The 12,208-nt window shown below is 35.9% G+C and carries 12 protein-coding genes; 9 read left to right on the forward strand and 3 right to left on the reverse strand.

Annotation, left to right across the window (positions count from 1 at the left end; all coding sequences use genetic code 11):
- The first annotated feature begins 11 nt into the window (after positions 1 to 11).
- The 6 genes from DRZ96_RS06050 (at position 12) to DRZ96_RS06075 (ending at position 4,670) form a co-directional block, all read left to right on the forward strand.
- Entirely contained in the window at positions 12 to 1,217 is a 1,206-nt protein-coding gene (locus tag DRZ96_RS06050) for an NRAMP family divalent metal transporter (protein WP_112889970.1), read from the forward strand.
- A gap of 35 nt (positions 1,218 to 1,252) precedes the next feature.
- Complete coding sequence (gene pxpB / locus DRZ96_RS06055) at positions 1,253 to 1,999, forward strand: 5-oxoprolinase subunit PxpB (RefSeq protein ID WP_112889971.1); 747 nt, start codon at positions 1,253 to 1,255, stop codon at positions 1,997 to 1,999.
- On the forward strand, positions 1,992 to 2,936 hold the full coding sequence (locus DRZ96_RS06060; RefSeq protein ID WP_112889972.1) for a 5-oxoprolinase subunit C family protein: 945 nt from the start codon (positions 1,992 to 1,994) through the stop codon (positions 2,934 to 2,936). The genes pxpB and DRZ96_RS06060 overlap by 8 nt, the downstream gene beginning before the upstream one ends.
- Positions 2,933 to 3,730: a putative hydro-lyase gene (locus tag DRZ96_RS06065; protein ID WP_112889973.1), complete on the forward strand. Its 798-nt coding sequence runs from the start codon at positions 2,933 to 2,935 to the stop codon at positions 3,728 to 3,730. Before DRZ96_RS06060 ends, DRZ96_RS06065 begins: the two co-directional genes overlap by 4 nt.
- Before the next feature lie 130 nt (positions 3,731 to 3,860).
- Positions 3,861 to 4,343: a hypothetical protein gene (locus DRZ96_RS06070; protein ID WP_112889974.1), complete on the forward strand. Its 483-nt coding sequence runs from the start codon at positions 3,861 to 3,863 to the stop codon at positions 4,341 to 4,343.
- An 81-nt stretch (positions 4,344 to 4,424) separates the two neighbouring features.
- Positions 4,425 to 4,670 (forward strand): DUF1294 domain-containing protein, encoded by a 246-nt coding sequence (locus tag DRZ96_RS06075; protein WP_112889975.1) that lies wholly within the window; start codon positions 4,425 to 4,427, stop codon positions 4,668 to 4,670.
- A gap of 290 nt (positions 4,671 to 4,960) precedes the next feature.
- Here DRZ96_RS06075 and DRZ96_RS06080 read toward each other — a convergent pair whose 3' ends face one another.
- On the reverse strand, positions 4,961 to 5,866 hold the full coding sequence (locus DRZ96_RS06080) for a restriction endonuclease (RefSeq protein WP_112889976.1): 906 nt from the start codon (positions 5,864 to 5,866) through the stop codon (positions 4,961 to 4,963).
- A 135-nt stretch (positions 5,867 to 6,001) separates the two neighbouring features.
- On the opposite strand from DRZ96_RS06080, the gene DRZ96_RS06085 reads away from it, so the two are divergent.
- The 3 genes from DRZ96_RS06085 to DRZ96_RS06095 all read left to right on the forward strand — a co-directional run bounded on the left by DRZ96_RS06085 (position 6,002) and on the right by DRZ96_RS06095 (position 8,894).
- Positions 6,002 to 6,715 (forward strand): hydrolase, encoded by a 714-nt coding sequence (locus DRZ96_RS06085; protein WP_070702498.1) that lies wholly within the window; start codon positions 6,002 to 6,004, stop codon positions 6,713 to 6,715.
- A 13-nt stretch (positions 6,716 to 6,728) separates the two neighbouring features.
- Positions 6,729 to 8,237, forward strand: coding sequence for a Na+/H+ antiporter NhaC family protein (locus tag DRZ96_RS06090; protein WP_112889977.1), 1,509 nt, complete (start codon positions 6,729 to 6,731; stop codon positions 8,235 to 8,237).
- A 144-nt stretch (positions 8,238 to 8,381) separates the two neighbouring features.
- Entirely contained in the window at positions 8,382 to 8,894 is a 513-nt protein-coding gene (locus tag DRZ96_RS06095; RefSeq protein WP_112889978.1) for a macro domain-containing protein, read from the forward strand.
- A 138-nt stretch (positions 8,895 to 9,032) separates the two neighbouring features.
- On the opposite strand, the gene DRZ96_RS06100 is transcribed toward DRZ96_RS06095, so the two are convergent.
- Together DRZ96_RS06100 and DRZ96_RS06105 are read right to left on the reverse strand one after the other, a co-directional pair.
- A complete protein-coding gene (locus DRZ96_RS06100) occupies positions 9,033 to 9,224 on the reverse strand; it encodes a hypothetical protein (protein WP_112889979.1) in 192 nt (63 codons plus the stop codon).
- A gap of 12 nt (positions 9,225 to 9,236) precedes the next feature.
- On the reverse strand, positions 9,237 to 12,122 hold the full coding sequence (locus DRZ96_RS06105; RefSeq protein ID WP_112889980.1) for a transglycosylase domain-containing protein: 2,886 nt from the start codon (positions 12,120 to 12,122) through the stop codon (positions 9,237 to 9,239).
- Between the last annotated feature and the right edge of the window lie 86 nt (positions 12,123 to 12,208).

The following is a 12,208-nucleotide window of genomic DNA, read 5'->3' on the forward strand; positions in this document are numbered from 1 at the left end:
AGGAGGATAAAATGAGTAAAAACAAAGGTAATTGGTCTGTTCTTTTAGGGGCAGCCTTCCTAATGGCAACATCTGCCGTAGGACCAGGATTTATGACGCAAACTGCAACATTCACTACAAATATTGGAGCAGACTTTGCAGCAGTAATTTTAATTTCGATTATATTTTCTTATATTGCACAACTTAACGTGTGGAGAGTAATAGCAGTTTCTAAGATGAGAGGACAAGACATTGCCAACAATGTATTACCTGGACTTGGATACTTTATAGCTTTTCTAGTTGCACTAGGTGGCTTGGCATTTAACATAGGTAATGTTGGTGGAGCTGGACTTGGACTTAATGTTATCTTTGGAATAGATGTAAAAATTGGTGCAGCTATTGGTGGCGTAATTGGTATTATTTTATTCTCATCAAAATCAGCATCTTCAATTATGGATAGGGTAACTCAAGTATTAGGTGCCCTTATGATTATCCTAATTGCTTTTGTAGCAATTAAGACACAACCACCTGTTGGTGAAGCTCTTAAAGCATCGGTAAACCCAGTTGGTGGATTTAACAGCATTGTTTCTCCAACACTTACACTTATTGGTGGTACTGTTGGTGGTTACATTATATTCTCAGGTGGACACAGACTTATTGATGCTGGTATCACTGGAGAAGAAAATCTTGACCAAGTAAATAAATCTGCATCACTAGGTATTGGTGTAGCTTTTGTAGTAAGGGTTTTATTATTCCTTGCAATCTTAGGTGTTACTAAGATGGCTAATGCACAAATTGATCCTGACAACATTGCAGCTTCTTCTTTCTTAGCAGCTTCAGGTGTTGTTGGTTATAAGATATTTGGTTTTGTATTTGCAGCAGCAGCCTTTACTTCTGTAGTAGGTGCAGCATATACTTCAGTATCTTTCCTAAAAACTTTATTTAAATTCGTAGCTGATCACGAAAACATGGTTACAATTGCCTTTATCGTAATCTCTACAATTATGTTTATCTTTATTGGACAACCACAAACTCTACTTGTAGTAGTTGGTACACTTAACGGACTAATCCTTCCAGTTACACTTGCAGTAATCCTACTTGCATCTAAGAAAAAGTCAATTGTTGGTGACTATGTTCACTCTAATGTGCTTTTCATCTTAGGTTGGATTGTAGTAGCAGTAACTGCTTTTATGGGTATTCAAACTATAATAGCAAACGTTGGAAAACTATTTGGTTAATTAAAGATAATTTCACATAAGTATAGGAGTAAAAAATGTATGATAAAATAAAATTTCTAACTGCTGGCGACTCTGCCATAGTAATGGAATTTGGCGACACTATTGAAAAAGAAATAAACGCCAGAATTGCCGCAGTTGTAGAAAGTTTAAAAAAGAAAAATATTGACGGGATCTTAGACATTTTGCCAACTTACAGGTCTATATTAATTAATTATGACCCAGTAAAGATTTCCTATGGCGAAATGGTTGATACCTTAAAGGGACTTAGCAAAGCTGACTCAGGTGAGCAAAGTGACGAAGTTAGACTTATTGAAATCCCAACAATTTATGGTGGCGAATATGGTCCAGATATTGACTTTGTAGCTGAGCACGCAAATTTATCTAAAGACGACGTCATAAAGATTCACTCTGGCACAGATTATTTAGTTTATATGATGGGATTTATCCCAGGTTTTACTTATCTTGGTGGACTTGATGAGAGAATTGCAACTCCAAGACTAAAGAGCCCAAGATTAAAGATAGAAGCTGGTTCAGTTGGTATTGCAGCAAATCAAACTGGTATGTACCCACTTGAATCTCCAGGAGGATGGCAATTAATAGGAAGAACTCCACTTAAACTTTTTGATGATACTAAGGAACCACCTGTATTCATCCAAGCTGGTGACTACATTAGATATGTCCCAATTGATCAAAAAGAATATGACAGAATTAAAGAAGAAGTGGAAAAAGATACCTACAAGGTTTCAATTAAGAAGGTAAAGAGGGGTGATCTTCATGAGTAGTATCGATGTAATTAACGGTGGAATTCTAACAACAATTCAAGATGCTGGTAGATATGGCTACCAAGAATTAGGTATTCCTACATCCGGTGTCATGGATGATTACAACTACAGACTTGCCAATATCTTAGTTGGAAATAAACTTGATGAAGCTGTCCTTGAAATGACATATTTTGGACCAACTCTTAAGTTTAACGAAGAGCTTACACTTGCAATCACAGGTTCTGATATGAACCCAAAAATAAATGGTGAGCCTGCACCTATGTTTGAAACTATAAAGGTTAAGGCTGGCGATACTTTACAATTTGGAAAGGCCAATGAAGGTGTCAGGGGCTATCTTGCCTTTGGTGGATCTATAGATGTGCCTGTAGTTAATGGTTCTAAGTCAACTCACATGAAGACAAAAATGGGTGGTATTGACGGAAGAGCTTTAAAACCTAAGGATACATTAAAGATTAAAAAATCTAAAGACAAGACAATGAGAAGAATACCTGAAAAGTATCTTCCTAAGTTTAACCACTGTAATGTTCTAAGAGTTGTTCTTGGACCTCAAGATGACTACTTCACAGAAAAGGGAATCCACGACTTATTTAAATCAGGTGGCTACCAAGTGACTAAGGACTTTGACAGGATGGGAATTAGATTAAAAGGAACTGCTATTGAACACAAGGAAACTGCAGATATTATTTCTGACGGAACTAACTTTGGTTCAATCCAAGTGCCTGCTAATGGTCAACCAATTATTCTTGTAGCAGATAGGCAAACTACTGGTGGTTACACAAAGATTGCTAACGTAATTACACCAGACCTTCACAAGCTTGCTAACATGTCCTTCCTAGATAAAATTTTATTCCAAAAAGTTACTATCGAAGAAGCACAAAAGGCAACAGTTGATTACAAGAAAAACTTCGAAACAATTAAGAAGGAGTCTGTAATATGAAATTAAGTGAACTAGGTAAATTACACCCAAGAGATGTAAGAGAACTTATTAGAAAGGGAGAAGTTGACCTTCCAACTTCTGGCATGAGTGAAGGCTACCTACAAGCAAACCTTGCAATCCTTCCAAAGAAATATGCCTATGACTTTCTACTATTTGCTCAAAGAAACCCAAAACCTTGTCCAATCCTTGAAGTTCTAGACGAAGGAAGCCCTCTTACAAAAATAATGGCTGACGGAGCAGACATAAGGACAGACGTGCCAAGATATAGGATTTATAAAAATGGCGAATTTGTTGAAGAAGTTAAGGACCTAAAAGACGTGTGGCAAGATGACTTTGTTACATTTGTTATTGGATGTTCCTTCTCTTTTGAAAAAGCCATGCTAGAAGCAGACGTGCCTGTAAGACACATTGAAGACGAACACAACGTTCCAATGTATATTACTAACATAGCAACAGAACCAGCAGGAGTTTTCCATGGAAACACAGTTGTATCTATGAGGCCAATTCCTTACAAGGATATTGTTAAGGCCACAACTGTAACTGCAAGATTCCCAGCAACTCACGGAGCTCCAATCCACATTGGCGATCCATCTGTTATTGGAATTAAAGATGTTGACAAGCCAGACTTTGGTGAAAGAAGTGAAATTAAAGAAGGAGAAGTGCCAGTATTCTGGGCTTGCGGTGTAACACCTCAAGCAGTAGCTATGGCATCTAAACCTGAAATCATGATCACTCACGCACCAGGTCATATGCTTATACTAGATAAAAAAGATTCTTACGTTTCAGTATTTTAAAATAAAAATTCTTATCTGCCAGGGAAACTTGGCAGATTTTTTATGCTTAAATTTATATTTTAGTTTTTGTAGATTAAGTAAATAAGGAGTATAATTAAGTAAAGCAATAAAGAGATGGGAGAGGTGGATTATGAAAAAATATTTTAAAATTTTATTAGCTTTTGCAGGTCTTATGCTTTTACTCACTGGATGCGGGAACAAATCTCTCTATTCTATGAAGACAGATTTGTCAAATGAAAGAGGTCTGGAGATGTTAGTTGGAAAGATTGACTGGAGACCCTATAAGCTTGAAGCTTATAAAGTAAAAAACCAAATTTTAGAAATAAAACTAAGTGGAGAGTCTGACATAAGTCAAGACGAGGCTGCAAAGGCAGGATTTATATATGGGGTAATCCTCCTTATCTTAACTGATGCAGAAGAAGTTAGGTATACAGGAGAAGACCTATACTTTGGTTCCATTGATAAGGACCTTGCCAATGAAGCTTTGAAAATCAAGTATGGGAAAGAAGTAGATGATTATAAGAAGAGCCAAGAAGACTTTGACAACTTAATTGAAAGACTAAAAAATGAAAAATTTGAAACTGGTGCTGCTAAATTTGAAATGATGGAGTGAAGACTATTTTAATAATTTTTAAATTTCATCATCAATTTGTGATATTATAATTTGTAGTTTATAAATTGAGGATGATTTAATTTGGAAAATATTTATATACTTATAATTTTGAACTTAATAAATTTTATTCTCTATGGCCTGGACAAGTTCAAAGCCAAGCACAAGATGTGGAGGATAAGTGAGAAGACCCTTATTACATTTTCACTTGTTGCAGGTCTTGGTGGACTTGCTGGAATGGAATTTTTTCATCACAAGACTCGCGAGAGAAAGTTTTATATTGCAAATTTTATAGGAATACTTGTGACAATTTATGTGACATTAAAATAAGGATGCCTAGTTGAAGTGACTATTCTCAATAAAAAACCCCTCATGCCAGAATATCTCATTACAAAAATTGGTGATTTCTAAATCTCAAACTTCTAAAATCGCAAACTCGCTTCGCTCAAACAATGCGATTTTAGACGAAGTTTTTCAATTTGAAATCTACACAATTTTTGACCTAGGATATTCTTAGCAAGAGGGTTTTATATTTTAATACTGAGGATGCATACATGGCATCCTTTTTTTATTGTAAAAATTTATTTATAAGCTATAAAAATCTAAAAAATTTAAAACAATCAATAGGCTTCGATCTCGCCCAAGATGTCTCTTCCATCTAACATTTTTAAAATATTTTTGATGTCCAAGATAATCACTCTTTCCTTCTTTAACTTCTCCTTAGTTTCTTTTTTCAAGAAGGATGTGTTGATAAAAAGAACGGGAATTATCTTGTCATACAAGCCTGAGAACTTGTCCAAGAGTTTCTGCACTTCTTTTTCTGACAAGACTTCTGTGTTCCTGTACTTTTTAATTTCCAGCGCATACCTCTTAGAACCCTTCTTTACATAAAAGTCGAAGGAAGTGTCCTTGTCTTCATTCTTAAAGCGTTCTAGCTGGTATCCAGTCCTTTGGAGGGCAATTTGTGCCAAGCCTTCTGCTGTTACTTCTTCGTCTAGGCTTGATAGGCCTCTCAAAAGGTTTTTGGGAAAGATTTTAAAGATTCCCGTACAGATTTCTTCTCCGCCAGGCCCATACTTGTAGTCGAAACCAACTAACATGTCTTCAACAATGTTGAAGTTGCCATGGGCCAAGGAGTTTCTTATGTGTCTCAAGAGACAATCTGTTTTCGATTCGCCTTCTGACTTTGTCAAAATAATTTTTTGAGAGTGGGGACAAATCTTTTTGTCGTAAAACTTTACTATGTCATGGTCTATATATTCTAGGAAGGCCACGTCCTTGTTCTCTAAATTCATATAATTTTTTATTATTCCAAAGACAAAATTTTCAAAATTAAGAGAAGATGTGAGCTCATTTTCTTGTGACTGGGCTGAATTTATATTGGGAACATACCAAAGAAGGTATTCCAAATTTTTTGTCATTTCTCTTGTCAGGTCCAGGGGCTTTTTTTCGTGTTCGATTGTATAGGGGACCTTCTTATTACAATTTTCAAATTCAAATCCAAATCTTTTTAAGTTGACAGGCATTTTTCCACCTCTTTCATCATTCCTTAAGGAAAGTATAACACAGTTTTTAATATTTATTCTTCTTAATATTATTGACAAGTGGAGGAAAATTTTATTAAATGAATATTAACGAATATTTAATACTTGGAGGTAAAAATGGAAAACTTTAATAACTCAGAAAAGAAAAAGAAGTTTGTTCCATCAATTGAAACAGAACTCAGGAGGAGACAAGTTTCTGTACCTGAAGTAATTTACAGAGCAAGTGGGATAAACTTTATGGGAAAGAGGATAAAGTCTCTTATATTTACTAATGATATACCTATTATCGTAAACAATAACGCCCAGGCAGTTATGTCTGTCTATCCCTTTACACCTCAACTTAAAATTGTATCTGCTATAATGGAAGTTGCGTCAATGCCAGTCTTTGTAGGAATTGGTGGAGGTACAACTTCAGGACTTAGGTCAGTTAACATTGGTCTTCAAGCTGAGCTAATGGGAGCAACTGGAGTTGTCGTAAATGCCCCTATGACTAATGAAAATATTAGTATGATATCCAAGGCTCTTGACATTGCAGTTATAGCTACTGTTATTTCAAGGTATGACGATATAGAGGGTAAGGTTGCAGCTGGTGCCAGAGTTTTAAATATTGCAGGTGGAAAAAACACTGCAGAACTAGTAAGATATACAAGAAAGCTACTTGGAGATGAGTTTCCAATAATAGCTACAGGCGGTCACACCGATGAGCATATTATTGAGACAATCGAAGCAGGAGCTAACGCTATCACCTACACACCAGTATCAAGCTCTGATATTTTTTCTGAAGTAATGGATACTTATAGGGAAAATAAGAGAGAGGAAGAGAGTAAATAGAAAAGGAGAAAAAATGGAATTTGGATTTTTATCGATAGTTCCTCCAATTGTTGCCATTGCCCTGGCACTTATAACAAAGGAAGTAATAACTTCTCTGTTAATTGGAATTATAGCTGGAGGACTTATCTTTACAGGTGGAAATATTATTGCCGCCTTAGAAACAGTTTTTACACTAATGGGGACCAAGCTTGGGGACAATGCCCTTATGCTGGTTTTCTTGGCTATGCTTGGATCCTTGGTCATGGTAATGAACATGGCAGGTGGATCTTTTGCCTATGGTAAGTGGGCAAGTAAGAAGATTAAGAGCAAGAAGATGGCAAAACTTGCCACAGCCTTCTTGGGAATTATAATTTTTATTGACGACTACTTTAACTGTCTTACAGTTGGAGCAGTTATGAAACCAATAACTGATGAGAACAAGGTATCTAGGGCCAAGCTTGCCCACATTATAGACTCTTGTGCAGCTCCAGTTTGTATCCTGGCACCAGTTTCATCTTGGGCGGCATCAGTTGTTGCCGTTATTGGAGATACAGGGGTTGCAAACCCAATGAGCGTCTTCCTATCAACAATCCCTATGAATGTTTATCCTCTTATGACCCTTCTTATGATTTTATATTTTTCAACAACTGACATAGAAATGGGAGTTATGGAGAAGTATGAATTAAATGACACGTCAAAAATAGTTGAAAAAGAAGATGTGGGTTATGAATATTCAAAAAACGGAAGAGTTTTCGACCTTGTCCTTCCAATTGTAGTCTTAATTTTTGTAACAATAATGATGATGTTAAAGACTGGAGGTTTCTTCTCTGAAGGAGTTGGAGCTGGAGCAGCCTTTGGAGATGCAAATGTAAACTTGTCTCTTGTAATTGGAGCCTTCTTTGCAATTGTTGTTTCTTTTATCCTTTATATTCCAAGAAAACTTTTAAAGTTTGATGACTTTATGAAGGGGATAGTGGAAGGTATGAAGACAATGGTTTCTGCTATTGTTATCCTATCTCTTGCATGGACAATTGGTGGAATCACAAGTGATGAATTCCTAAATACAGGATCTTATATTGCATCACTTATAGCTAATTCAACTATGCCAATGTGGATGCTGCCTGCAATAATCTTTGTAGTAGGTGCCTTCTTGTCCTTCTCAACAGGAACTGCTTGGGGAACTTTTGGTATTTTAATTCCAATTATGGTGCCAATCCTAATGCACACAGACCACATGCACTTCTTGTCAATTATTCTTGCTGCAATCTTCTCAGGCTCAGTATTTGGAGACCACTGTTCACCAATTTCTGATACAACAATTTTGTCATCAGCAGGAGCAGGTTGCGACCACATAGCCCACGTGTCAAGTCAGTTGCCCTATGCAATTAGCGTTGGTGTTGCATCCTTCTTGGCCTTTCTAGTATCAGGTATACTTGACAAGCCAAACCTCACACTTCCAATAGGCATAGTCTTCTTGGCAGTAATTGTTTTTGTAATGAGAAGACTAACAATAAATAAATATTTAAAAAATGTAAATAATTAAATTTTTTAGGCTGGCTCTGCTGGCCTTTTTTTATTGGAATGTTTTAAATGAAAAATTTTAGAAAGATGAAAAAGTTTTTTTAACTACTTTAAAAATCTTTTAATGTGGTATATAGTTTAGGTAAGATAAAGAAAGGGGGCTGCTATGACTTTTCAAATTGAAAAGAAAGATATTTTAGACTACGACGTTGATGCAATAGTTAATGCTGCAAATAAAGAGCTTAGACCTGGCGGAGGAGTTTGCGGACAAATCTTTTCTCGTGCAGATGACAAAGAATTAGAAGAAGAATGTAAAAGACTTGCCCCAATAGAGCCTGGCCAAGCTGTTGTGACAAAGGGATATAAGCTAAGGGCAAAAAATATTATCCACGCTGTGGGACCAATTTATTTTGATGGAAAACAAGGAGAGAAAGAAGTTTTACAAAAAGCCTACAAGTCTGCACTTGACTTGGCAGTTGAAAATGATTTTAAATCTCTTGTCTTCCCACTTCTATCTTCAGGGATTTATGGTTATCCACTTGAAGAAGCGGCAGAAGTTGCTGTTTATACTATTAGAGACTTTTTAGAAGATCACGATCTTGATGTGACCATTTCAGTTTTAAATGACAAGTTTCTAAATGTTTTAAAAGAAAAAAATAAAGACTGGATGGAAAAATAAAATAAGACAAAAAAAGATAGCTTGTCACAAAAGACAGGCTATCTTTTTACTTGCTTGTAAAAGTATTCTTTGAAAATTTAAATTACAAGTTCTTTAGTTTCTTGAAAAAACTTTTGAAAATCAAAATTTTTTAACTTATCAATAAAATAATCTCTTTACTTCGTTTCTCATTCTTATCTTGCCAGCGTGGTAGGCAACCTTGCCAGCTCTTTTTGGATTTAAGAGGGCAAGGAATCTCTTGAGTCTCCTCTTCCTTCTTCTCAATTTTCTTTTTGGTTTAATCATCTTTATAAAGGCAATAAATTTTATTAAACTAGATAATTTTTTCATACTTCCTCCTAATTAATTTATTTTTTTCTTCTTGCCAGAAGATTTTGTTTTATTTAAAGATTTTTTTGAATCCTTATCTTTTTTCTTTGAAGTCTCGTTGTCATTAGATTCATCCTCATCCATATTTTCATTATACCATTCCCTGGTGTGGATATTGCAATAAGACTTAGGAATAGTCATGTAGTCCTCAGGGTAGATTCCATAGTGGTCTTTGGCATCGTAGCCTTCCTTTCTCTCAAAGAGAACTGTGTAGAGGACTGACTCACTTGGACAGAATTGGTTGGCAAGCTTGCCTGAGTCCTTACATATTAAATATTTTTTAAATAAGTCGTCATTTTCCTTTGGCTCAGTTCCAGAAATAAATTTTTCTGTGTATGAAGCGCCAGCATAATTAGAAAGCTTAGTTGCAAGTTTTCCACTCTTTGATGAAATTTTTCTCGATACAATGTAGGAAGGGTCTTCTTCAAACTTTTCTTCCTGGCCAATATTTTTTGACATCCTGTTAAAGAGATTTAGGGCATCTTGACTATTGGCTGCAAGAGAAATCTTTGGTGTGTCTGCTCCTAGCCAAAAGGAAACTGTGTGGGACTCATTAAAGGCATTTACAAAATAATCTGAATTAGTCTTATTTTGTCCCAAGTAGGCTCCAGTTTCTGAAGAATTTATTTTTGCTCCCTTGGCATTTCCATTTTTAGCATTTCCAATAAAGATATCTCTCAAGAGGTAGGACGATTTCTCGTCGAAGAGCCTCTTATTTTTATTGGAGTTGTCAATAATTATGTTGCCACTTGGGTCTTCAATTTTTAATATACCAGTTTCTTCTTTGTAGACTCCTTGGTTGGCAATAGTTTGGTACATCTTTGATAAGTCAGATAAGCGAAGGCCTACCTGCATATTGCCAAGAGCTAGGGATTCAAGATTTTCGTCATTTTTATTTTTGTTGTCGACATGTGAGATGAAGTAGTCCTTATTTTCTTCATCAATTACATCGAACTTCTTTAAGACATCCATGGCCTTGTCCTTGCCAAGCTCTTGTAATATTTTTGCAGGTATTACATTTGATGATGCTTCCATAGACTTGCGAAGGGTCATTAGTCCCTTGAAGGAGTTATAATAATTTGCTGGCCAAAAGTTTCCATCAACAGTCATTGGCACGTCGTCGTAGACATCTCCAAGAGTTTTACCAGATTCAAGGGCCGGAAGATAAACACTAAAGGGTGTAAGAGCAGAGCCAGGCTGTCTAAAGGAATCTGTTGCACGATTTAAAATCTTTGCGTTCTTTGTCCTGACATCAAGGCCACCAATAATCCCTTCTACAAAACCAGTTTCATTGTTAACTGCAATCATGGCAGATTGTGGTTGGACTACTGGGTCTTCCTTGTAATCAAAGTACTTATTTGAAATAATTAAGTTTTCATTTTCGATTTTATAAAAATCTGGAAAATCCTTTAAATAATCTCCGTCAATAATCAAATAATTATTCTTTAATTCTCCAGCCCCTTCTTCGATTTTTAGGCCTCCAAGTTCATAGGTCCTTAAAATTTTATCGTCGCCAAGTTCATAGGCATCTATGATGTCAATTTTTTGACCAGTGTCCTTGAAGTAGAGACTCTTTATCTTCAAGTCGCCATGAGATGAGATACTGTAAAGGGACTTTGGAATAATAAGGTTTAGCTTGTCGTCTAGGATATTTTCCCTTGCAAAGTATAATACTTCGTCGCCAAAAATAATATTTTTCCACTCATCGAAGTTTAAGTTTAGCATCCTTGCTCCACCAGCTGACGAATAATTTAAGAGGAGCTTTTGGAAGCCCTCATACTTGTCTTCCAAGTCCTTTTGGATTTCTTCATCAATTGTGGAGTAAACCTTGTAACCACCTGTGAAGAGTTTGTGTTCTCCTTCCTCTAGACTTATCTTGTAGAAGTCAGATAGGTATCTTGAAGCTTCTTTTTTTATGTAGTCTGTGGAGTAAGTGGACATGGTGTGGTTTTTAAAATTTTTTGGGTTTAGGTCAGACACAATGTCAAAATTTTTTGCCTTTTCATACTCAGTGTCGTCAATATAACCAAGCTCGTGCATCCTCATTAAGACAGTTTTTTGCCTCTTGAAGGCATCGTCGTTTAAAACCATGTAGAGGTCCTTGCCGTCAATCTCACGAGTCCCGATGACCCTGAAGTCATCTTCCAAGTACTCAGGAGGGACTGACTTAAAGGGTGAATAATTTGTTGGTGACTTTGGTATTGATGCAAGAAGAGCAGCTTCTGCAATGTTTAAATCAACAGCAGACTTTGAAAAATAAGTTTGGGCTGCAGCTTCAATCCCATAGGCACCTTGGCCAAGATTAATTCTATTAAGATAGGCTTCAAGGATCTCATCCTTAGTCAAGGCATCTTCAACTCGAAGTGAAAGGTAGGCCTCTTGAATTTTTCTCCCAAGAGTTTTTTGGTTTGTGAGATAAACTGAGCGAACTAATTGCTGAGTTATTGTTGATCCACCACGCAAGAGAGACCTTGATTTTATATTTGCAGCAATAGATGATGCAATCCCAATGGGGTCAAGGCCCTTGTGCTTGTAGAACCTGTGGTCCTCTATGGCAACAAAGGAATTTTTTATGTCTTCAGGAATATCTGTAATGTCAATAAGACTTCTGTACTCAAGAGATTCAATTTTTTCAATTAAATTTCCTTCCTTGGAATAAATATAGGAGCTCTGGTTAAAAGATGAGCTCAAATTATTTAAGTCTGTGGCAGGAGTTTTTGAAATTATTGAAACTATGAGAGCAGAAAAAAATGAAATAAGTAAAACAAAAATCAAAAGCAAGACCAAGAGTCCAATTTTTATTTTTTGATTTTTATTTAAATTTTTAAAATTATTTTTTAATTCTCTTAAGTTTTCCATACTTTCTCCTTTGTACAATTATAACATTTTAACAAGCTAAATACTATTAGATGGTTTTTGAAACTGTGAGGGATGTAGTATAATGT

The sequence above is a fragment of the Peptoniphilus harei genome, from assembly GCF_900454685.1.
Taxonomy (GTDB): domain Bacteria; phylum Bacillota; class Clostridia; order Tissierellales; family Peptoniphilaceae; genus Peptoniphilus_A; species Peptoniphilus_A harei.